The following is a 21,926-nucleotide window of genomic DNA, read 5'->3' as shown; positions in this document are numbered from 1 at the left end:
GAGCCTGCAGGCAAATCAACATGTTGAACTCGATGAACCCCCAGCAGCGCGAAGCTGTGAAGTATCTTGATGGCCCCCTCCTTGTATTGGCTGGTGCGGGTAGCGGAAAAACCCGCGTCATCACGCAAAAAATCACCTACCTGATTGAGAAGTGCGGTTACTCCCCCAAGGAAATTGCCGCGATTACCTTTACCAACAAGGCAGCCCGTGAAATGCAGGAGCGTGTCGGGCAACTGTTACAAGGCAACAATGCCAAGGGCCTCACCATCGCCACTTTTCACTCACTGGGTTTGCAGATGCTGCGCCAGGAAGCCGAATTGCTGGGATACAAGCCACAATTCTCCATCCTCGACTCATCAGATAGCTTCAAGATTCTTTCGGATGCCCTGGCGACTACCGATAAGCAATTGCTACGCAAAACACAATGGCAAATCTCAAGCTGGAAAAATGCCTTCATCAACCCTGACCAGGCCGCAGCAACGGCTGATGAGGAGTTGACACATGCAGCTGCCAAAGTCTACCAAGTGTACCAGCAGACGCTGAAGGCCTATCAAGCTGTAGATTTTGATGACTTGATCAAGCTGCCAGTGGAATTGTTCGAGCAACATCCGGAAGCATTACGTCGCTGGCAGCACAAACTCAAGTATCTCCTGATCGACGAATATCAGGATACCAATGCCTGCCAGTACAAACTGGTAAAAATGCTCACTGGCGTTGAAGGCCGCTTTACCGCAGTGGGCGACGATGATCAGGCGATTTACGGCTGGCGTGGTGCTGACGTGGAAAACTTGCGCCAGCTCACTGAAGATTTCAGTCGCCTCAAGGTAATCAAGCTGGAGCAGAACTACCGCTCCACCGTGCGCATCCTGCGTGCCGCCAATCAGGTGATTGCCAACAATCCCAAGCTGTTCGAGAAAAAGCTCTGGAGCGAGCTGGGCACTGGCGACCTGATCCAGATTAGTGCCGCCAAGGATGAAGATCATGAGGCGGAATCCGTCGTCATGAAGCTACTCGCCCATAAATTCGAGCATCGCACCAAGTTTCTTGATTACGCGATTCTTTACCGTGGCAATCACCAGGCACGCATTTTTGAGCAACAGCTACGCCAGCAAAAAATTCCCTACACCATTTCCGGCGGTCAATCCTTTTTTGATAAGGCTGAGATCAAGGACTTAGTGAGCTATTTACGCTTGATCGCCAATGAAGACGATGACCCTGCCTTCATTCGCGCTGCCACCACACCCAAAAAAGGCATCGGCAATACCACACTGGAGCGCTTGGGTGAGTTTGCCAGTGAACGCAAGATATCGCTCTTTGAGGCTGCATTTGAAGGCGATTTCCAGCGCACCATGGGCAATCGCCAACTGGAAGACTTACTGACTTTCTGCCAGTTCATCAACCGTATCCAGGAGCGCGCCGAGAAAGACCCGGCAGGCGAAGTACTGAACGACCTATTGAACGCTATCAACTACGAGGCTTTCCTCTACGATACGGAAGAACCTCGTAGCGCAGAAAACAAATGGAAGAGCGTGCTGGATTTCGTCGCCTGGCTCACGCGCAAGGGCGACGAGGACGAGAAGAATTTGCTGGCACTCACGCAGATGATCTCTCTCATGAGTATGCTGGAAGGCCGCGATAATGAAGAACCCGACGCGGTAAAACTATCTACCCTGCACGCCTCCAAGGGCCTGGAATACGGCCATGTGTTCTTGATCGGCTGTGAGGAAGGCATTCTGCCGCATCGCGAAAGCGTGGATGAGGGCAAGATCGAGGAGGAACGCCGCCTGATGTATGTCGGCATCACCCGAGCACAGAAATCGCTGCATATTTCCTGGTGTCGCCGCCGCAAGCGCGCTGGTGAGCATGAATCCTGCGAGCCAAGCCGTTTCATCGCTGAACTACCAGAGGATGACGTTCGCCATTCCGGTCAGCCGCAAAACGACCCAGTGGCAAACAAGGAAAATGCGCGCCAGCGCATGGCCCAAATTCGCGCCATGCTAGGCGGACAAAACACCTAATTTTAATAGTAGCTCCTGTAGATAAGCCCCTTTGTCACCTCCGCTCATTCGGACGTACAGGCTTGCCTTTCCAGGCTGTTTTTTCAACCATTTCAAGACATAGTGAGCTAAGTAATAATGGGCAGTTGGATGATTGCACTAGCAGCCGGTGCGTTCTGCATCGGCATGACCGAATTTCTGCCCATGGGTTTATTACCCGACATCGCCCATGGCCTGGATGTCTCCATTCCCGCTACAGGCAACCTGGTGACCGTATATGCCCTGGGCGTGGTAATCGGCGGCCCTTTGATGGTCGCCATCACGATCAACCGCCCACGCAAGGCTACGCTACTCGGGCTGATGGCGATTTTTACCCTGGGCAACATACTCTGCGCACTTGCCCCCAATTACCTCACCCTGGCAGCGGCGCGGATTTTCACCGCATTAAGCCATGGTTCATTTTTTGGCATTGCTGCCGTGGTCGCACTGCATCTCGCACCGCCCGGCCAGGGCAACCGTGCCCTGGCACTGATGTTCACCGGCCTGACCATGGCCAATGTGCTTGGCGTACCGCTAGGCACCCTGCTAGGCCAGGAAACCAGCTGGCGCATTCCATTCTGGACAGTTGCCGCCTGCGGCGCGATTGCCATGTATGCCATCTGGCGTTTTATTCCCGATCTCCGCGCCATGCCCAAGCCGGATATCCGTAAGGAGATGCAAGCCGTGCTCCAGCCTAATGTGCTACTGGCCATGGCCATTACCGCGATTGGTTTTGCCGGGGTATTCACGATATTTACCTACATCACGCCGATACTGGAAGATATGTCCGGGCTTTCGCCCCACCATGTCAGCTTCATGCTGATTGCCATGGGTATTGCTGCCACCATCGGTCTGAATATCGGCGGAAAAATGGCAGATTGGAAACTATTGCCCACAATCACCCTCTCACTAATAAGCATGGCCTTGCTAGGCATTGTGTTCGCATGGAGTATGCAATTCACGCTGGTAGCGATTGCCACGGCATTTATTTGGGGCATGGTGAGTTTTGCCGTTGGCCCTGGCCTGCAAACCAATGCCATGGCCCAAGCTGGTGAATCTCCGTTGATGGCTTCTACAGTCAACCAGAGCGCTTTCAACCTCGGGAATGCAGGTGGTGCCTTCTTGGGCGGCGCCGTGATCCATTTTGATTTCGGCCTGCCAGCCGTTGCATTAGCCAGCGCGGCGGTTGCCATTTGCGGGGCTTTGCTGACTTTATACAGCATGCAACACTACGGAAAACAGACAAAATAACGTTCAGCTCACTTGCCTGAGCTGGATCTAGCACGCAAGGGTGAACCATGGCACATCAACAATCCGGACAATTGAGGCACAGCACATTCAGGTTTGTGAAAGCCTTGTTCTGGCTATTGATGGCACTGATTGTGGCGTTCATTGCGTGTGAAATCCAGGGTTGGACGTTCCTACGTGAGCCCGCAGAAAAGCTGCTGACCAAGCAATTGGAGCGCGAAGTGAAGCTGGATGCCCCTTTCAAACTGCATCTGTGGGCAGGCATGCAGCTTGACTTGGGACACCTATATATCTCAGCCCCGGCTGTGTTCAAGGTTCCGCACTTGGTTGATGCGGAGAACATCAGCATCAAGCTGCGTTACAAAGACCTCTGGCATTTCAAGCAAACTAGCAGCTTACGCATCCGCGAAATCAAGGTGGAGGAAATTGATGCGCAGCTGATCCGCCATGCCGATGGAGTAGCCACTTGGCAATTCCCCAAAGATGACAACGCGCCTGATAGCCCGCTTCCCGTGATCGAAACCCTGATCGTGAAGAACGGCAATAGCCGCATAGACGATGTCATCAGCCAGGCCAGGCTACAAGCCAAATTCAAGACGGAAGAAGGCAGCAGCCAGGAAGAACTACGTTCGGAAGTTAGCATCAACGGGCAATTCCAGGGCAAGCCACTGAAAGCATTCCTTGAAACACCAGGCTTTCTCCCTATCGCCACGCAAGATGCTGATGCTCCACCAATCAAATCCAAGGGCTGGTTGGAATACGCCAAACTACGAGTAGATTTCAATGGGCAAATATCCGATCTCTTTGGTCGGCAAGATATTGTCGGCAATGCTGTTGTTACCGGCCCATCGCTATCAGTATTAGGCGACCTTACGGGCAGTGTCTTTCCTACTACCGATTCCTTCCGCATCAGCGCTGCCCTCAGTAAACACGCTGATATTTGGGACGTTAATGTAGACTCCGCCAAGATAGGCAAAAGTACCCTAAGCGCCACGCTTCAATATGACCCGCGTCGCCAGTCAGGCCAAGTGCCGCTCCTGAGCGGTAAAATCGATGGTAGCCGCTTCTTTCTCGCCGACCTTGCGCCGGCATTCGGTACCCTGCAATCCGATGGCACCCCGGCCCAGCCTACTGAAGGGCGTGCTATTCCAAATCGCCCACTGGATCTGCCCTCGCTCAACTTCATGGATGCCGATATCACCATCAAGATGGATTACATGAACCTGGGCAACGCCTTCGCCTTGCCAGTGGCACCATTCAAGGCCAAGCTCAGCCTGAATCAGGGCAAACTCAGCATCAGCGACATATTAGCCAACACTGCGGATGGCAAACTGACCGGTAGCCTCATCATAGATGCCCATGAACCCCAGGATAGCAATGCAAAACGCTACCCTCCCCAATGGCAGATCAAGCTAGGCTGGAAAGACATAGAGCTTGGCAAATGGCTACAAGTCTCGAAGGAGCGCCAGGAAGCGGCCAAGAAACAGGGCAAGGAAGCCTCTCCATATATCACCGGCACCCTGAACGGGCGCACCGAACTAAGTGGCAAAGGTAATACCACCGCTGAACTGCTGGGTTCACTCAACGGCAATACCACCTTATTCATTGAGCAAGGCGAAATATCCCGGCTAGTAATGGAGTTGCTCGGGCTGGATATTGCCCAGAGCGTTAGCGCCTGGTTGGGTGGAGACAAATCTCAGCGCCTGCAATGCGCAGTGATGGACCTCAAGGCCAGCAACGGCATCATCAAGCCTGAAGTAGCACTGATCGACACCCCGGTCACACTGGTCTTGATCAATGGCAATATTGACCTGGGACAAGAAAAACTAGACCTGTTGCTGGCGGCAAAACCCAAGAACTTCTCACCGCTTACCGTGCGCTCTCCTATCAAGGTACAAGGCAGTTTTGTCGAGCCCAAGGTACGTCCAGAAGCCGCCCCGATTGCGGCGCGCCTGCTGGGCAGTGTGGCATTGGCTTTCGTTAATCCGCTGGCCGCAATCCTGCCCTATCTTGATACGGGCTCCAAGAGCAACTCTTACAATTGCAGCCAGGCGCTCCATGGCTATACCCCGAAACCAGTTAAAAGCGAACCAGACAAGACCATTCCAAGCACACAACCATCGCCTGCCCCTGCCATTCCTGGACACTAAAAGCAAGTTGTATATGCTAGCGGCAATAGGCCCAAACGGGCCATACTGCCGATTAAACCCCTACTGATAAAATACTGACCATGCCTTACATCACCCTCGACCAAGCCAGCCTGGCTTACGGACACTACCCCCTGCTCGACCATGCCAACTTCCAGCTTGATGCCGGTGAACGAGTTGGCCTGATTGGCCGTAATGGTGCAGGCAAATCCAGCCTGCTCAAAGTCATTGCCGGCGAAAGCAAGCTGGATGATGGCACTTTCTGGCGCGCCCCAAAATCGCGTACTGTCTATGTGCCGCAAGAACCCGCGCTTGAGCCTGAACACACTATTTTTGAGGCTGTAGCCGAAGGCCTGGGCAACTTGCGCCAGGCCTTGGTGGAGTATCACCAGGTATCACAGCAAATGGCAGAGCCTGATGCCGACCTCGATAGCTTGATTGCTCGCATGCAGACATTGCAGCACGAATTGGAATCGCAAGGTGGCTGGCAATCGCAAGCACGTGTGGAAGCGGTATTAAGCCGCTTACAGCTCGACCCCGAGGCCAAAATTTCCACGTTATCAGGTGGCTGGCGCAAGCGCGTGGCGCTTGCACGCGCCTTGGTGGCAGAACCTGAAGTCTTGTTGCTGGATGAGCCCACCAACCATCTGGACTTTGCCGCAATTGAGTGGCTGGAAAACTTACTATTGGATTTCAAGGGCAGCTTGCTGTTTATCACCCACGACAGACGTTTTCTTGACCGCCTGGCAACACGCATCGTGGAGCTTGATCGTGGCCACTTGACGGATTTTCACGGCAATTACAGCCAATACCAAATCAAGAAAGAAGAACTCTTGGCAGTGGAAGCCACCCATGCTGCCAAGTTTGATAAATTCCTCGCACAAGAAGAAGTCTGGATACGCCAGGGCATCAAGGCAAGACGCACGCGCAACGAAGGCCGTGTTCGCCGACTGGAAGCCCTGCGCCTGGAGCGTGCCGCTCGGCGCGAACGCCAGGGCAACGTCAAGCTCACGCTGGATAGCGGTGAGCGATCGGGTAAGTTGGTGGCTGAACTGGATCATGTCTCGCTCGCCTACAACAAGCCGCTCATTCAAGATTTCAGCACGCGCATCATGCGCGGTGACCGTATCGGTTTGATTGGCCCCAATGGTGCCGGTAAATCCACCCTGCTCAAATTGATCCTGGGTGAACTCGAACCCGATAGTGGTTCCATCCAGCGCGGCACTAACCTCAACGTGGCTTATTTTGACCAGATGCGCGAGCAACTGGATGAAGAAGCTACTCTGGCTGACACCATCAGCCCCGGCTCCGAATTCGTGCAGATCGGCAATGAGCGCAAGCATGTCATCAGCTATCTGGAAGACTTTCTCTTTCCACCGCAGCGCTCTCGCTCGCCAGTAAAATCGCTTTCAGGTGGTGAACGCAACCGCCTGTTATTGGCACGTTTATTTGCGCGCCCTGCCAATGTACTGGTGCTGGATGAGCCTACCAATGATCTCGACATCGAAACCCTGGAGTTGCTGGAAAGCCTACTACAAGAATTTGCAGGTACCTTGTTCCTGGTCAGCCATGATCGCGCCTTTCTTGAGAACACCGTGACCCAGATCATTGCCTTTGAAGGTAATGGCACCCTGAGTGAATTTGGGGGCGGCTACGACGACTGGTTCCGCCACACCCAATCGCAAGCTGCCGCAAAAACTGTTGCCAAGGCTGCCAGCGAAAAACCAAAGCAGGAAACATCAGCCAAGAAGCCTGTAGCTAACAAGCTAAGCTTCAAGGAAGCCCGAGAATTAGAAAGCCTGCCTGCCAAAATTGAAGCCCTGGAAACAGAACAAAGCACCATCAACCAAGCCCTGGCCAACCCAGATATTTACCGGGAAAACGCTGATCAGGCACGCACCTTGCAACAGAGGTTAAGCGAGATCGGCAGCGAAATTGAACAGGCCATGGTGCGGTGGGAAGAACTGGAAAACCGTAATTTAGCGTAGAGTGGGCACGATGGTGTGCAAGCCTATGCCATCAATAAGCTGTGCCCACTGACTGATTGACCTGAGGGAGCAACCGTTTGGATTCGTTGTGGAATTCATATACAGCCAATATTGCTTATGCAATCAGCCAGTTGTGCATTGCCATCATCATGGGTGGCCTGTATTTTCTCGCCCCGACTGAACGCTCCACCCGCTATTGGGCACTTTCCGGCTTACTGAGCATCTTTGGCTCCACGCTCACTGCCTTCAGTATTTCAAAGTTTGGTCATTTGCCGCTCATCACTGGCTCTACACTCATGATCGCTGCAATGACAGCAAAATGGTGGGGAACGCAGGCATTCTTCGGCAAGCACCCTGCTCATATTGGCTGGTACCTGATCCTGGGCTTTTTCATTGCCTATAGCCTGAGCATTTTGCTGCAATTAACAGTAGGCATACGCACCCTGCTGTTCTCTCTCATGCTCGCCGCGTTGATGTTCCTCAATGTGGTTGAGGTCGTCAAGGCAAGGGGCATCCGGCTATCCTTTGCCAATAGCCTCGTCATCATCGCCTATACACTAGCCGCCGCTGATTTCATCCTGCGCGGTATCCTCGCGATCAGCGGCGGCATTGACCTTGCACCACAAAGCCATGACCCTATCAACGTATTCGGGCTCTACCTGATCCCCATGTGGTGTAACCTGCTGGGTTCCCTTGGCTTGCTCTTGATGTATTTCGAATCCATCATCCTTGAAAAAGAGCACCTCGCCTCGCATGACGAACTGACCAAGCTTTATAACCGCCGTGCACTGGTCAACCTTGGACGCCGTGAAGTAGACCTTGCTCTACGTTACCAAAAGCCTATCAGCATCTTCATGCTCGACCTGGATCATTTCAAATTGGTCAATGACACCTACGGGCACGACGTCGGCGATAAAGTATTACGCAGCGTGGCACTGACTTTGAGTAACACCTGCCGCAACACTGACATCATCGGACGATACGGTGGTGAAGAACTCTGCATTCTCTGTCCGCATACCACAACAGAGGAAGCCATCGCATTGGGAGACCGCGTGCTGGAAGCTATGCGCAACCTGCGCCACCCAGCTTGCGACAATCGCCAAGTCACTTGCAGCCTGGGGCTCTATACCTGGAACCCCCATATTGATCTCGCGACAAGCTGGGAAGCGATGCTCCATCGTGCCGATACTGCGCTATATGCAGCCAAGGCAGCAGGAAGAAACTGCATGCTGCAATACAACATCGAAGCTGACCGCCAAAATCAATAAAAATTACTTATTAAATAAATTTAAACAATCAATTTTATTTATTTAAATAAAATCCCTACACTGCAATCTCACTATTTCAACACCCTAGGAGATTGCAATGACAACATCCCTCATCAACACCGAAATCAAGCCATTCAAGGCAACTGCTTTTCATAACGGTGAATTCGTCACCGTGACTGAAGCCGACCTCAAGGGCAAATGGGCTGCCGTGGTGTTTTACCCTGCCGACTTCACTTTTGTTTGCCCAACAGAGCTTGGCGACATCGCTGACAACTACGACGAACTGCAAAAATTGGGTGTTGAAGTTTACTCCGTATCCACTGACACCCACTTCACCCACAAGGCGTGGCACGATGCTTCGGATACCATCCGCAAGATCAAGTTCCCCATGATCGGCGACCCGACAGCGACTGTGACACGCAACTTCGGCGTATTGCGCGAAGCAGAAGGCTTGGCTGACCGTGGCACCTTCATCATCGACCCCAATGGCGTCATCCAGGCGATTGAAGTCACCGCAGAAGGCATTGGCCGCGACGCTGCTGACCTGGTACGCAAGATCAAGGCGGCACAATACGTTGCCACTCACCCAGGTGAAGTATGCCCAGCCAAGTGGAAAGAAGGCGAAGCTACATTGGCTCCTTCCCTCGACCTCGTTGGCAAGATCTAAGCAGTAACGGCCCGGGCAAACACAAACTCCCTGCCTATCTGCCCGGGCACTTTTTGTAGCACTATCAATACAAGATTGAGAGCACATCATGTTGGACGCAAACATCAAGACACAATTAAAGGCTTATTTCGAAAAACTCACCCAGCCTATCGAAATCACCGCTTCTGTAGATAGCGGCGATAAATCCCGCGAGCTGCTGGAGTTGCTGAACGACCTCAAGAGCCTGTCTGCGCACATTACCGTCCAGCAAAGTGATGATGTCACGCAACGCAAGCCCTCTTTCAGCTTGAACAGCCCAGGAAAAAACCTCGGCATACGCTTTGCCGGGCTTCCCATGGGACATGAATTCACCTCGCTTGTGTTGGCGTTGTTGCAGGTAGGCGGTCATCCGCCCAAGGCCGAGCCAGAAATCATCGAGCAAATCCGCAACCTTGAAGGCGAATTCAATTTCGAGACCTACATCTCGTTAAGCTGTCACAACTGTCCCGAGGTGGTACAGGCCATCAACCTCATGGCTGCGATCAACCCGAACATCCGCCACGTCATGATCGACGGTGCGTTGTTTCAGAAGGAAGTGGACGAGCGCAAGATCATGGCCGTGCCTACGATCTTCCTCAATGGTCAGGAGTTCGGCCATGGACGTATGGGCGTTCAGGAAATCCTCAACAAGATCGACACCGGTGCAATCAAGAAAGAAGCCGAAAAACTCTCGGCCAAGGAACCGTTCGACGTCTTGATCGTCGGCGGCGGCCCAGCAGGCGCATCGGCAGCCATCTATTCCGCCCGCAAAGGCATACGCACTGGCGTAGTTGCCGACCGTTTCGGCGGGCAGGTCATGGATACCATGGCGATTGAGAATTTCATCTCAGTCAAGGAAACCGACGGGCCTAAACTGGCTGCAGCATTGGAAGAACACGTTAAAAGCTACGATGTCGACATTATGAATCTGCAACGTGCAGCAGCCTTGGTGCCGGCGCATGAGAATGGCGGCTTCAACGAGGTTAAGCTCGAAAGCGGCGCTGTACTCAAAGCCAAGTCCGTCATCATCGCCACTGGCGCACGCTGGAGGGAAATCAACGTCCCCGGGGAAAAAGAATACCGTGGACGCGGCGTGGCCTACTGCCCTCACTGCGACGGCCCATTGTTCAAGGGCAGAAGCGTAGCTGTCATCGGCGGCGGCAATTCTGGTGTTGAGGCGGCGATTGACCTTGCTGGCATCGTCAAGGATGTCACCTTGATCGAATTCAACGGAGAACTACGTGCCGATGCCGTATTGCAGAAGAAACTGTTCAGCCTACCGAATGTCACTGTCATCACTGGTGCACAAACCACCGAGATCAATGGTGATGGAGAAAAAGTTGACGGCCTGACTTATACCAATCGGCAAACCGGCGAATCACACCGGGTCGACTTGGCTGCAGTGTTCATCCAGATCGGCTTAGTGCCCAATACTGATTGGATCAAGGACACAATCACCTTGAGCAAATTCGGTGAAATTGAAGTGGATGACAAAGGCCAAACCTCAGAACCAGGCGTATTTGCCGCAGGTGACGTCACTACCGTTCCCTTCAAGCAAATCATCATCGCCATGGGTGAGGGTTCCAAAGCCGCACTCGGCGCATTCGAACACCTGATTCGCCACTAAACCCGCCCCGGTACTGTTTCTCCAGCCAAAAATCGCGTGAAACAGTACCGCTCAAGCGCCTTAAAAGGTAGAATAGCGCCCTTGGATGTCCTCGTGGTGAAACGGATATCACCGGCCCCTCCTAAGGGTCAGTTTCAGGTTCGAGTCCTGACGGGGACGCCAACTCCAATTACTCGCAAAAACTCCTGCTACAACATCCTATTAAGATGACGGATTGACCATCCGCCTGACTTGGCAAACAAGTCCAGCGATCATTTTTGCATCATCATCCTGTTGCAGCGACTGAAAATCCCTCATCCCCGCAGTCTGACTCAATAGCTTACCTTTGGCATCAAATGTTGCCGTTGCTAATGTGCGATAAGTCTGTTTACTGCAATCAAACTCCAGCTTGGTCTGTTTTGCAATAGTTTGCTTGCCGTGTGTTTCACGCTTGGCAAGAATTGATGAATAAGCGCCCTTTTCGTCGTAGGAATCAAGATCAACCAACAGCTCGGTATCAGCTTTCTTCACTAACGACTCCCACTCTGTTGCAGAAACAGAGCTTGGGGCCAACAGTATTGCAGCTGACAAGATGATGAATGGATACATGTGCGTACACTCCTGATCGTTTGTTTGATGATGCAACAAAACAGGAGGTAGACATATCAGTCAAATGCCGCAGAGAAAATAAAAAAGCGAACCCGAAGGTTCGCTTTTTCTGGCGGAGCGGACGGGGCTCGAACCCGCGACCCCCGGCGTGACAGGCCGGTATTCTAACCAACTGAACTACCGCTCCATGACTCTGCATCAGGTTGTCATCTCTGATGGCTTTACTGCTTTTCTCATCAGGCAAGGGATGGTGGGTGATGACGGGGTCGAACCGCCGACATTCGCCTTGTAAGGGCGACGCTCTACCAACTGAGCTAATCACCCGTGCCTGACTGAGGAGCGGCATTCTACAGCATTTTTTTGATTTGGGAAGAGGTCTGCATAGATTTTTTGCATTTTTTTAAATCGCTCTGCATGCCACGCCAGTCAAGCGATTTGCTAAGTTATACTGATGTCATTCAATTTCAATCACTTGCTATGATTTTCAGGCAATCAGTCAGGAGAACCCATGCTAAAAATTTTTTCGGTCGTGATGATATTGGGCTTAATCGCCTTGATCGCTTTCCGCTCCGTACACGCAGCCTCGACACCCAAGCCAGGTTCCCCTGCTCCCAGCTTTCATTTGCCAGATGCAAAGAAAGAACAACATCGTCTTACCGATTATGCTGGGCAATGGCTGGTGCTGTACTTTTATCCTAAGGATGACACTCCAGGATGCACCAAGGAAGCATGCAGCTTTCGGGATGATTTGTTCCAACTGGAAAAACTCGGTGCAAAAGTTGTGGGCATCAGTGTAGACGACTCCGATTCGCACGCGAAATTTGCGGAAAAATACAATCTTCCGTTTCCACTACTATCTGACATTGATGGAAAAGTAGCAGATAGTTATGGTGCGCTGACTAATCTTGGCATTATCAAGATCGCTAAACGCTACACTTTCCTGATTGACCCCAAAGGCAATATCGCCAAGGCTTATCTCAGTGTTGACACATCACGTCACTCGCAAGAGATCATTGACGACTTAAAACAACTCAAAGCATCTCAATAGCCATAAAAAAACGCCGGGGCTTCCCGGCGTTTCTTACATTACATGTCACCTTAATTTATGCTGAAGCCTTTTCGTCAAAATGGCGATTGATCTCGCCCATATCAAACTCTCCCCAGCTCTTGAGGGCGCTTTCTAGTTCGCCCTGACTCATTTCACCCACTTGCGCATCCACAACCACTTGATTCCGAATCGGCATCACCGCAGGAATCTGCTTCACATTGAAATAATTGCTAATCTCAGGGTCTTCATCAATATTGACCATGGCAAATACAATGTCAGGATGGGCCTCTGATACTGCTTCAAAAGTAGGCGTAAAAGAAACACAGGGCTCGCACCAAGGAGCCCAAAAATCCACGATCACAAACGCATTGCCTTCTATCGTTTGCTTGAAATTGCTTTTGTTTAAATGCTGTACTGCCATGATGACTCCTCGGTTCTACTTCATCGTTGTTGTGGCCTCATGCGACACGCCGTCGCTACTACAGTCTAGAGCCCCTCCAACTGACGATCAATGTCAAAACCTCCCGTCATTAGCAGAGTGTTTTGACCGAAAAAGAACCAACTCCAGCCTTCATGTTATCGTCATACAAGACCGTAGAATGAAAAAAATTAATCGCGATACTAAATAAACCCCAGCCGCCGCCGTTACTTACGGTACCCCCGAGGTTTGTTGCAAAAAAGTATTAACTATCTTGCAAGGCAATGTTAAAGTACTTTATTAACAATGATGCAAAATTGATTTATTGATAACCTTAATTAACCTTTAATGGTATAAGGCCTTTGAGCTCTACTGCCTATATGGTTTGTAATGAGTGAAATAAGTCAGGCACCCATAACCAATAATTTAAGCCTGCAACAAGTCGACGGCCTACTATGCAAACACCGAATGGGGAATGTTTAGAGAATGTGCAGTGCAGCAGGAGCTCAAATTGTTCTGAATAATGCCACGATCAGCGCATTACCTTCCGTTCCGCAAATCCTCACCAAGTTGCTGGAAACGCTGCAGGACGAGAACTCTGGCCTAGAGCAATTGGCCAACCTGATCGAAATGGATGTGGTCATCAGCGCTCGCGTGCTGGAAGTAGCCAATTCCGCAGCCTATCGCCGTGATCGCCACCCTGTGCTGTCTATACGTACGGGCATCATCATCCTAGGTTGGGACATGGTCAAAATGCTGACGCTCAGCATTATCTGCCAACGCATGTTCAACGATTACTATGAACAGAGCAATCTGGACATTGAACATTATTGGTATCACTCGCTACGCTGTGCCGTCATCGCAAAATCCCTAGCAGCGCGTACTGGCGCAGCATCACCAGATGAGGCCTATGTTGCAGGCCTATTGCATAATATTGGCAGGCTGGGCTTACTTGCAGGCTTCAAGAACAAATATCCCCCTTTCTTTGCCATCGATGACTCGCTACCTGGCTATATGGAAAGTGAAGTCGCACATTTTGGTATTGACCATTGTGAACTCGGTGCCTGGATCATTCGAGATTGGAATATCAAATCGTTTCTTGAAGATGCAGTGGCATATCACCACTTGCCTGCCGCCCAGGTTGAGCATACGCCTGCTTTAGTCAAGATTGTCTACCTTGCGAATCTATTGCTAACAGAACGCAGGTCAGAACGACAATCGGCGCTGATATTGGCAAACAAATGGTTCGAGCTTGATAGCTCTGTGATCAATGAGATCATGAGTCTGGCCGTATCCCAAGTGCATATCTTGTCAGACTCACTTGGCATCAATATTGGTACGGCGCACACCAGCCAACACAATTGGGACAAACATGAGCCTGATATCGAAGCACTCGTGCAGGCATTGAGCAAAAACTTCACCCCAACTCGTGCTGCCTCGTCTTCCAGTACCAATAAATTGGTGAAAGGCGTTATAGATACTGCCTTGATCAACCACATTGAATCCACCTGCAATCAAGAAGATCAAGCAGATGGATTTTTTGAGTTGCTATCAAAACTCTCAAGACTACTTTGCAATGCAAAACAAGTCATTCTGTTTACACCAGACGAGACAGGACAACATCTTGCTGGCAAATCGATTGCTGAAGGCCAAGAATGGGTAGAGAGCTTCAAGCTCCCCATCAAACCTGCCACCAGCATCATCACAGCAGCTTGGATCAAAAAAGCACACTGCCACAGCTTTCAAGCATTTGAAGGTTTCAAGCCATCATTACCAGATCAGCAGATCATGCGGTTATGCGAGGTAGATGGCATTCTGTGCTTCCCAATGTTTGCCAAAGACACCATCGTCGGCGTCATGGTATTTGCACTGAACCAGCCAGAATTCCTGATCGCAAAACAACAGCTCAATGTGCAATCGGCATTGGCAAGAATTGTCGCTTCCAGGCTTATACCTGAACAACAGCAAAGCGAACCTGAACTTGAAGCTGCCGTACATGAAGAGCGCCTTAAGCGTTTTGTTCATGAAACCAGCACACCTTTATCCACCATCAAGAACTACCTCGCTATCCTTGAACAAAAAATGCTGCTCAATGGCATGCCTAATCGTGATATTGCCATCGTCAACGAAGAAATTGACCGTGTCGGCTCTTTGATTGGCAATCTTTACTCGAATGAACAAGACCATATTGCCGCTAGTACGGACGTCAACCAATTAATTCAGGATATCGTCGCGCTACACCGACAAACGTACTTGCAGCCTGCTGGCGTTGAAGTCACGCTCAATCTATCTTCCGGCTTACCCAAGATCACGACTATCCCCTATCAGTTGCGCCAAGTACTCGTTAACCTGATCCGTAATGCAGCAGAAGCCATGGAACGTGGTGGCAAGCTCAGCATTGCCACCTTCATGGAAAGCCAGTCTGATGCAGGTCAAGGCATCCTGATTCAGGTTAGTGACACAGGTCCTGGCATTCCTGACAGCGTGCTGAGCAAAATCTTCACCCCCGTGGAAACCACCAAGGGCGGCAAACATAGTGGCATCGGGCTATCCATCAGCCATGATCTGATCAAAGGCCTATGTGGCAGCATTGCCTGCAGAACTTCAAGTGCAGGAACCAGCTTTGATATTCGCCTGCCCATACAAGCCAGCTCGCAAGCAGCACTGATCAACTAAGGCAAACTTCATGGCCGCTCAACATTCAAACTCCCAGCACATCGTGAACAAACTCATGTCCAGGCCCAATGTACTGATTGTTGATGATAACGAGCGACTGGCACAAAGCCTGCAACAATTGCTGCAACTGCATGGTTATAACGCTGAAATATGCTCCTCGGGCGAAGATGCATTACAACTGGTCATGGATATCAAGTTTGACTTGATGTTGCTCGACCTCTCAATGCCCAATATGAATGGCTTTGATGTCCTAACCGAGCTTGCCACCCACACATCGCCACCACCGGTGATTGTCATCAGTGGTACTAAAACGCTGAATGCTGCTATTGAAGCCATGCGCTTGGGGGCTTACGACTTCATCCGCAAGCCTTACCAGCCCGAAGAATTGCTGCATACTATTGAAAACGCGATAGAAAAATCTCGCCTGGAAACCCAGAATCGCAGCATTCACGCTAGGCTGGAAGAATCTGAAAATCTCTATCGCTATTTGGTCAACAGTTCGCCAGATATCATTTACACCCTGGATGACAATGGTCGCTTTACCTTTATTAATCATCGTGTGGAAACCTTGCTTGGTTACAGACGGGAGTCGCTGATCGGTAAGCACTATACTGAAATCATTTATAGCGATGACTTTGACCGCGCGTCCTATGCCTTCAATGAACGCCGCACCGGCAACCGTGCCACACGTAATATTGAGCTACGCTTGAAATGCAAGGATAAAGAAACCGAAGTACGCCACTTTGAAATCAACTTCATTACTGTCGTCCTTAACGCCACTGGCACTTACGCTGGCACACATGAATCAGGCACGCCTTTCAGCGGCACTTATGGCGTAGCTCGTGATATCAGTGATCGTAAAAAAGTAGAAGAAGTTATCACGCGCCAGGCATATCACGATACCCTGACAGGTCTCCCCAACCGCGCGCTATTCAAAGATCGGCTCAACGTGGCATTGAATCATGCCAAACGTAATCAGCAGCAACTCGCCATCATGTTTCTGGATCTGGATCGCTTCAAATGGGTTAACGATACCTTGGGGCATTTTTACGGTGATGAATTGCTTAAGCACGTCGCCCAGCGGCTTTCAGGCTGCCTACGTGCACAAGATACCTTGGCTCGCATGGGGGGCGACGAGTTCACGCTGCTACTGCATGACTTGCAACAACCCGAAGATGCCAGTCTGGTGGCAGCCAAGATTGTAGAAGAGCTCAAGCGCCCTTTCCTGCTGGATGAGCGTGAAATCTTTATTTCTTCCAGCATCGGCATTGCGCTATACCCAGACCATGGCGACTCGATTGAAACGCTCATCAAAAGCGCAGATATCGCCATGTATCACGTTAAATGGCGCGGCAAAAACGGCTATCAATATTATGAAGCCAGCATGAATGCCATGTTCCATAAAAAGCTTTCTATGGAGAACGAGCTCAGGCGCGCGATTGAGAAAAAACAAATCATCTTGCACTACCAACCCCAGGTAGATGTAGAAACCCGCAAAATCATTGGCCTAGAAGCGCTAGCCCGCTGGCATCACCCAGAACTAGGCATCATCTCGCCAACCGAATTCATTCCCCTTGCTGAAGAAACCGGCTTGATTTTCTCGCTGAGCGACATACTGTTAGAAGAAGCATGCAAACAGATGCAGATATGGGATCAAGCAGGATTATTAAGCTTCAGGCTAGCCATCAACATCTCTCCGCAACTGGTCGAAGAAGAAAGTTTCGTCACAAAAACGCTGGATTACATCCAGGCCCAGCAGCTCAAACCCGAGTTTTTTGAAATTGAGATTACCGAAAATCTCTTGGTCAGGGACCTGGAAAATACTGTTGCCAAGCTCAAGGCACTGGGCAAGCAAGGTATCAAAATTGCCCTTGATGACTTTGGCACCTGCTACTCATCCCTCTCCTACCTCAGGCAATTCCCGATCCACAACATCAAAATCGATAAATCATTCGTCGGCGATATCAATAGCCACGATGAAAGCGTCCCCATCATCACCGCCATTTCTGGCATTGCAAAAGGCTTCAAACTTGACCTCATCGCAGAAGGTGTAGAAACCCTGCAGCAAATGAAAACACTGCATAGAATGGGTTGCAACAAAATGCAGGGATTCCTATTCAGCAAACCACTGCCAGCTCACAGCATCACCAATCTACTCAAGCACCAAGCCAACCTGTTTCAAAAGAATGGCGAACCCAACAGCCTACTCATCAGCCAGCATTAACCACCAACACATCCCAGCCACTTGATAATTAACAATGCAGCCTCCACCTACCAAAATGCAGGCGAGGAGTCTGCGAAAAGGTTATAATCCAACTCTTGGCTCTATTGAGAACTTTCGTTTTCAAGGTGAGTCATAACAATAGCTTTATACCATCAGGGGCCGACCAGGTTTCGACGTGGGTTGCAAAGCAGCGCAGGGCATACCGAGGCCTAGTCACCTCGTAAATAAACTAGAACAAGTATAGTCGCAAACGACGAAACTTACGCTCTAGCCGCTTAATCCCGGCTGGACGCTGCACCGGAGAGCCTCTCGGCCGGGCGGGTAACCGCAGCAGCGTCATTTAGAGAGGATCGTGTTGCATTGGGTTACTTAATGCAACATTAAATCCAAGGTAACTCGCCTGCTGTTTGCTTGCTCGTTGGTGAGCATCAGGTTAAATCAAACAACACAGCTAAGTATGTAGAACTGTCTGTGGAGGGCTTGCGGACGCGGGTTCGATTCCCGCCGGCTCCACCAAATACCTGTTCAATGTGATATAGAACAGCACAAAAAAACCCGGTAAATCTTAAGGATTTACCGGGTTTTTTATTTGAGCCGCTTAAGCGACTTTGTAGCAATAAATTGCTCTATTGCAAGAATTAACGGAAAGACCTTCTTGCTGGCTGCGGGCCGCGTGCTGAGGCTTCGATATGTCGAAATATAATGCGCCCTTTGCCTAAATCGTAAGGTGAAAGTTCGACAGTGACTTTATCACCTGCCAAAATACGGATATGGTTTTTCCGCATTTTTCCTGCAGTATAGGTAATGAGGGTGTGTCCATTTTCCAGCGTTACTTTAAAGCGTGAATCTGGTAAAACTTCGTCGACTTTTCCCTGCATTTCGATCAATTCTTCTTTTGCCATATTTTTCCTTCACCTTATCTTAATTTTTTGATGCAAATATCTGCTGATTATTTAACCACTGCTGCGCTCTTAACACACCATGGTCTATCGCTTTTTCAATAGAGTTGAATTCAGATGTAAAGCTAAAAATCCTGGAATGTGTAGTAGTACCCTGCCCACTACGAACCAGAATGACAGACGAAAACTTCCCATTACCTATGGCTTGGGAAATGGGCGTAATAACATATCGCCCTGCAGTAAATGACTGCGGCACTTGTAAACTCATTCATTAATCTCGCGTAGCCTCAAAAGGCCACTATTTCAATTAGGAGGCTGTGCTGCATCAGCAGCAAAGTATGGTGGACGGATTGGTGCCGACCATTATTAGGCGTGCCACTAGGAAAAGTGTGTCCACCAACAAAGACTTCATTTGGAAACGGTGGGGTGTTGCTGCAAACTTAGCGCAACATATTCAGACAATATCAGAGGAAAAGCACAACTTAATGGGGTAAGTCTACGGGGTTATCACAATAATGTCGAATTTATTTAATTGTGCTTTGTTGGTGAATATAAAAAAGCCCGGCATGCCGGGCTTTTCAAGACAGCTTAAAGCTTTATATTAAGCAGGCTTAATATTGCCTGCTTGCTTGCCCTTTGGTCCGTCGATGACATCAAAGCTTACACGCTGGTTTTCAGCCAAGCTTCTGTAGCCGCCTTCACCTTGAATAGCAGAGAAGTGAGCAAAAAGATCAGCACCGCCTTCATCAGGGGTAATGAAGCCAAAACCTTTTGCATCGTTAAACCACTTTACAATACCTGTTGCCACGTTGTATTCCAATTCTATTTCTATATATGCGATCTAGCATATTACACCAATATGAGCTAGTTAGCCGATTTTATTCAGAAATATCCCATTTATTGATAAATTGTTTTCTGCTTGCCACATCATTGCCCAAATCTTCATATGAAACCCATGGGTAGATGAGAAAAGTAAGAATCAATCAGCTATCTCAGGGCCTTTCCTGCCGAATCAACTGCCCCTCATAAATATAGACAGATCGCGGCTCCAAGATTAACTGATCTGCTTCTTGATTCTGGATCGGGTTCAGTGTGGTATCCAGCATCAAGGTCCAATCATAGGTATCGCAATATGGCAAACGCGCAGGTACTGTTACATGGGAAGCATTAAGCATAACAAGAATAGCGCAGCCAGTTTTATCTGGCGGTACAAACTTGACCGTCATTGCCTTGTTCTGTGGATCGTTCCACTGTTCATTGCTCATGGGCTCGCCGTTGACATTGAACCAAGCAATGTCTGAGTTTCCTTGCTCATTCAACTTACCAGTGACGAATTCTGCGCGCGAGATGGCACTATGATGCTTACGCAATTGTGCAAGCTCACCGACAAAATCAATCAATCCATCTCCTGCTTTATGCCAATTGATCCAGCCTAGCTCATTATCTTGACAGTAAGTATTATTGTTACCCTGCTGGCTATTATTAAGCTCATCGCCGGCAAGCAGCATCGGGATACCTTGCGACATAAACAAGGTAGCAAGGAAGTTTCGTTTTTGCCGGGCTCTCAAATCCAGTATCTCTTGCTGCTCGGTTTCCCCTTCTGCACCGCCATTCCAGCTATGGTTGTCATTCGCGCCATCCTGGTTATTTTCACCGTTAGCTTCATTGTGCTTGTCATTGTAAGAAACCAAGTCATGCAATGTGAATCCATCATGCGCCGTGATGAAATTGACACTAGACCATGGTCGACGATGTTGGTCATTAAACAAATCGCTAGAAGCTGCAAAGCGGCTTGCGAAGCGTGACAGCATACCCTCCTTGCCTGTCCAGAACTCGCGTGTGACATCGCGATAATCACCATTCCATTCTGAAAAACCCGGGGGAAAAGAGCCCAGCTGGAAACCACCGGGCCCTACATCCCACGGCTCGGCAATTAACTTGCACCGAGTGAGTACAGGGTCTTGCAGCATCGCATGAAACAAGGCGTGATCTCGGTTAAAGCCGTTTTCATTCCGGCCCAAGGTCAGTGCCAAGTCGAAGCGGAAGCCATCAATACCGTATACCGAGGCCCATAGCCTCAAACTATCCATGATCATCTGCATGACCTTGGGATGCGAGGTATTCAGGGCATTGCCACACCCTGTCAGATTATCGTAGTAGCGTGGGTTACCCGGAAGCTCGCGGTAGTAGCTGAGATTGTCTATGCCTTTCCAGCATAGTGTGGGCCCCAGGTGATTGCCTTCACAGGTATGGTTATAAACGACATCAAGAATCACCTCTATGCCAGCCTCATGCAGGGTATCAACCGTTTTGGCAATTTCCTCAAGTGCGCCGGAACTCAAGTATGCAGGCTCTGGCGCAAAATACGCTAAGGTGTTGTATCCCCAATAATTCGATAATTGCCGCTCTTGCAAATGGCGATCATGAACGAAAGCATGCACAGGCATAAGCTCAATAGCGGTAATGCCAATACGTTGCAAATGGCTAATCATGGCGGAATCGCTAAGCGCCGCAAACGTCCCGCGAATATCGCCAGGGATCAAGGGATGCTGCATTGTCAGGCCACGTACATGGGCTTCATAAATAATGGTTCTAGGCCAACGGATGTCCGGTTTGGCAGATTTGACCAAGATATCTGGATTAACCACGACTGCTTTAGGCATAAACTTGGCACTATCGCGCTCATCCATATGCAAGTCTGCATCGGGATCGTCGTTAATCGTGTATCCATATAGAGCGTCATTCCATTGCAACTGGCCGCTCAGTTTTCGGGCGTATGGATCCAGCAGGAGTTTATTGTGATTGAAACGCAGGCCATCCGCTGGCGCCCAGAGACCATCTACCCGATAGCCATAGACTTGCCCCGGCTGCAATCCTTCCACATACCCATGCCAGACTCCATTGGTGCATTCTTTGAGGGTAATTCGCTCGGTTTCTGCGTCACCGTGTTGATCAAACAAGCAGAGCGTAACGTTGGTAGCATGATCTGAAAACAGGGCAAAATTCACCCCCTTCCCATCAAAATATGCACCACGTGGATAGGGTTTGCCTTCTTTTAATACAGTTGTCATATT

At 50.0% G+C, this 21,926-nt stretch carries 16 protein-coding genes, 3 tRNA genes and 1 other RNA gene; 12 read left to right on the top strand and 8 right to left on the bottom strand.

Annotated elements, in window-relative coordinates; all coding sequences use genetic code 11:
• The first annotated feature begins 20 nt into the window (after positions 1 to 20).
• The 8 genes from LG202_RS03150 (at position 21) to LG202_RS03115 (ending at position 11,161) form a co-directional block, all read left to right on the top strand.
• On the top strand, positions 21 to 2,018 hold the full coding sequence (locus LG202_RS03150) for a UvrD-helicase domain-containing protein (RefSeq protein ID WP_230346960.1): 1,998 nt from the start codon (positions 21 to 23) through the stop codon (positions 2,016 to 2,018).
• A 129-nt stretch (positions 2,019 to 2,147) separates the two neighbouring features.
• Positions 2,148 to 3,287, top strand: coding sequence for an MFS transporter (locus tag LG202_RS03145; protein ID WP_230346959.1), 1,140 nt, complete (start codon positions 2,148 to 2,150; stop codon positions 3,285 to 3,287).
• Between the two features lie 47 nt (positions 3,288 to 3,334).
• Complete coding sequence (locus LG202_RS03140; RefSeq protein WP_230346958.1) at positions 3,335 to 5,434, top strand: AsmA family protein; 2,100 nt, start codon at positions 3,335 to 3,337, stop codon at positions 5,432 to 5,434.
• Between the two features lie 80 nt (positions 5,435 to 5,514).
• Positions 5,515 to 7,419: an ATP-binding cassette domain-containing protein gene (locus LG202_RS03135; protein ID WP_459724402.1), complete on the top strand. Its 1,905-nt coding sequence runs from the start codon at positions 5,515 to 5,517 to the stop codon at positions 7,417 to 7,419.
• A gap of 77 nt (positions 7,420 to 7,496) precedes the next feature.
• Positions 7,497 to 8,687, top strand: a complete 1,191-nt coding sequence (locus LG202_RS03130) for a GGDEF domain-containing protein (protein WP_230346957.1) — start codon at positions 7,497 to 7,499, stop codon at positions 8,685 to 8,687.
• 97 nt (positions 8,688 to 8,784) lie between these two features.
• Positions 8,785 to 9,354, top strand: coding sequence for an alkyl hydroperoxide reductase subunit C (ahpC, locus tag LG202_RS03125; RefSeq protein WP_230346956.1), 570 nt, complete (start codon positions 8,785 to 8,787; stop codon positions 9,352 to 9,354).
• 88 nt (positions 9,355 to 9,442) lie between these two features.
• The gene (gene ahpF / locus LG202_RS03120; protein ID WP_230346955.1) at positions 9,443 to 10,999 is read left to right on the top strand and encodes an alkyl hydroperoxide reductase subunit F; all 1,557 of its coding nucleotides are present in this window, start codon (positions 9,443 to 9,445) and stop codon (positions 10,997 to 10,999) included.
• An 87-nt stretch (positions 11,000 to 11,086) separates the two neighbouring features.
• Positions 11,087 to 11,161: transfer RNA gene (locus LG202_RS03115), tRNA-Arg, on the top strand.
• A 39-nt stretch (positions 11,162 to 11,200) separates the two neighbouring features.
• Here LG202_RS03115 and LG202_RS03110 read toward each other — a convergent pair.
• The 3 genes from LG202_RS03110 to LG202_RS03100 all read right to left on the bottom strand — a co-directional run bounded on the left by LG202_RS03110 (position 11,201) and on the right by LG202_RS03100 (position 11,911).
• Positions 11,201 to 11,587, bottom strand: a complete 387-nt coding sequence (locus LG202_RS03110) for a surface-adhesin E family protein (RefSeq protein WP_230346954.1) — start codon at positions 11,585 to 11,587, stop codon at positions 11,201 to 11,203.
• A 110-nt stretch (positions 11,588 to 11,697) separates the two neighbouring features.
• Positions 11,698 to 11,774 (bottom strand) — tRNA-Asp (locus LG202_RS03105).
• Between the two features lie 61 nt (positions 11,775 to 11,835).
• A tRNA-Val gene (locus LG202_RS03100) sits at positions 11,836 to 11,911 on the bottom strand.
• A gap of 184 nt (positions 11,912 to 12,095) precedes the next feature.
• On the opposite strand from LG202_RS03100, the gene LG202_RS03095 reads away from it, so the two are divergent.
• Positions 12,096 to 12,635: a peroxiredoxin gene (locus LG202_RS03095; RefSeq protein WP_230346953.1), complete on the top strand. Its 540-nt coding sequence runs from the start codon at positions 12,096 to 12,098 to the stop codon at positions 12,633 to 12,635.
• A 55-nt stretch (positions 12,636 to 12,690) separates the two neighbouring features.
• On the opposite strand, the gene LG202_RS03090 is transcribed toward LG202_RS03095, so the two are convergent.
• Entirely contained in the window at positions 12,691 to 13,056 is a 366-nt protein-coding gene (locus LG202_RS03090) for a thioredoxin family protein (protein WP_230346952.1), read from the bottom strand.
• Between the two features lie 483 nt (positions 13,057 to 13,539).
• Here LG202_RS03090 and LG202_RS03085 point away from each other — a divergent pair, with 483 nt between their 5' ends.
• The 3 genes from LG202_RS03085 to ssrA all read left to right on the top strand — a co-directional run bounded on the left by LG202_RS03085 (position 13,540) and on the right by ssrA (position 18,469).
• Complete coding sequence (locus LG202_RS03085; protein ID WP_230346951.1) at positions 13,540 to 15,729, top strand: HDOD domain-containing protein; 2,190 nt, start codon at positions 13,540 to 13,542, stop codon at positions 15,727 to 15,729.
• Positions 15,730 to 15,739: 10 nt separating this feature from the next.
• Positions 15,740 to 17,953: an EAL domain-containing protein gene (locus tag LG202_RS03080; RefSeq protein ID WP_230346950.1), complete on the top strand. Its 2,214-nt coding sequence runs from the start codon at positions 15,740 to 15,742 to the stop codon at positions 17,951 to 17,953.
• 155 nt (positions 17,954 to 18,108) lie between these two features.
• Positions 18,109 to 18,469, top strand: a transfer-messenger RNA (tmRNA) gene (gene ssrA, locus LG202_RS03075).
• Positions 18,470 to 18,591: 122 nt separating this feature from the next.
• On the opposite strand, the gene infA is transcribed toward ssrA, so the two are convergent.
• The 4 genes from infA to glgX all read right to left on the bottom strand — a co-directional run bounded on the left by infA (position 18,592) and on the right by glgX (position 21,923).
• Positions 18,592 to 18,855 carry a translation initiation factor IF-1 gene (gene infA / locus LG202_RS03070; protein WP_230346949.1) on the bottom strand — a complete coding sequence of 88 codons (264 nt, stop codon included), beginning with the start codon at positions 18,853 to 18,855 and terminating at the stop codon, positions 18,592 to 18,594.
• A 19-nt stretch (positions 18,856 to 18,874) separates the two neighbouring features.
• A complete protein-coding gene (locus LG202_RS03065; protein ID WP_230346948.1) occupies positions 18,875 to 19,120 on the bottom strand; it encodes a hypothetical protein in 246 nt (81 codons plus the stop codon).
• Positions 19,121 to 19,453: 333 nt separating this feature from the next.
• Positions 19,454 to 19,660, bottom strand: a complete 207-nt coding sequence (locus LG202_RS03060) for a cold-shock protein (RefSeq protein WP_230346947.1) — start codon at positions 19,658 to 19,660, stop codon at positions 19,454 to 19,456.
• Between the two features lie 184 nt (positions 19,661 to 19,844).
• Positions 19,845 to 21,923 (bottom strand): glycogen debranching protein GlgX, encoded by a 2,079-nt coding sequence (gene glgX / locus LG202_RS03055; RefSeq protein ID WP_230346946.1) that lies wholly within the window; start codon positions 21,921 to 21,923, stop codon positions 19,845 to 19,847.
• Positions 21,924 to 21,926 lie beyond the last annotated feature (3 nt).

This window comes from Methylobacillus methanolivorans (assembly GCF_054588515.1).
This window is presented reverse-complemented; position numbering and strand designations above follow the sequence as displayed.

Excerpts from the sequence above, each read along its gene's own strand:
- ahpC (WP_230346956.1), top strand. The coding sequence starts at position 8,785 with ATGACAACATCCCTCATCAACACCGAAATCAAGCCATTCAAGGCAACT.
- LG202_RS03090 (WP_230346952.1), bottom strand. The coding sequence starts at position 13,056 with ATGGCAGTACAGCATTTAAACAAAAGCAATTTCAAGCAAACGATAGAA.
- LG202_RS03110 (WP_230346954.1), bottom strand. The coding sequence starts at position 11,587 with ATGTATCCATTCATCATCTTGTCAGCTGCAATACTGTTGGCCCCAAGC.
- LG202_RS03065 (WP_230346948.1), bottom strand. The coding sequence starts at position 19,120 with ATGAGTTTACAAGTGCCGCAGTCATTTACTGCAGGGCGATATGTTATT.
- LG202_RS03135 (WP_459724402.1), top strand. The coding sequence starts at position 5,515 with ATGCCTTACATCACCCTCGACCAAGCCAGCCTGGCTTACGGACACTAC.
- LG202_RS03150 (WP_230346960.1), top strand. The coding sequence starts at position 21 with ATGTTGAACTCGATGAACCCCCAGCAGCGCGAAGCTGTGAAGTATCTT.
- LG202_RS03140 (WP_230346958.1), top strand. The coding sequence starts at position 3,335 with ATGGCACATCAACAATCCGGACAATTGAGGCACAGCACATTCAGGTTT.
- LG202_RS03095 (WP_230346953.1), top strand. The coding sequence starts at position 12,096 with ATGCTAAAAATTTTTTCGGTCGTGATGATATTGGGCTTAATCGCCTTG.
- LG202_RS03080 (WP_230346950.1), top strand. The coding sequence starts at position 15,740 with ATGGCCGCTCAACATTCAAACTCCCAGCACATCGTGAACAAACTCATG.
- LG202_RS03145 (WP_230346959.1), top strand. The coding sequence starts at position 2,148 with ATGATTGCACTAGCAGCCGGTGCGTTCTGCATCGGCATGACCGAATTT.
- LG202_RS03085 (WP_230346951.1), top strand. The coding sequence starts at position 13,540 with ATGTGCAGTGCAGCAGGAGCTCAAATTGTTCTGAATAATGCCACGATC.
- infA (WP_230346949.1), bottom strand. The coding sequence starts at position 18,855 with ATGGCAAAAGAAGAATTGATCGAAATGCAGGGAAAAGTCGACGAAGTT.
- ahpF (WP_230346955.1), top strand. The coding sequence starts at position 9,443 with ATGTTGGACGCAAACATCAAGACACAATTAAAGGCTTATTTCGAAAAA.
- glgX (WP_230346946.1), bottom strand. The coding sequence starts at position 21,923 with ATGACAACTGTATTAAAAGAAGGCAAACCCTATCCACGTGGTGCATAT.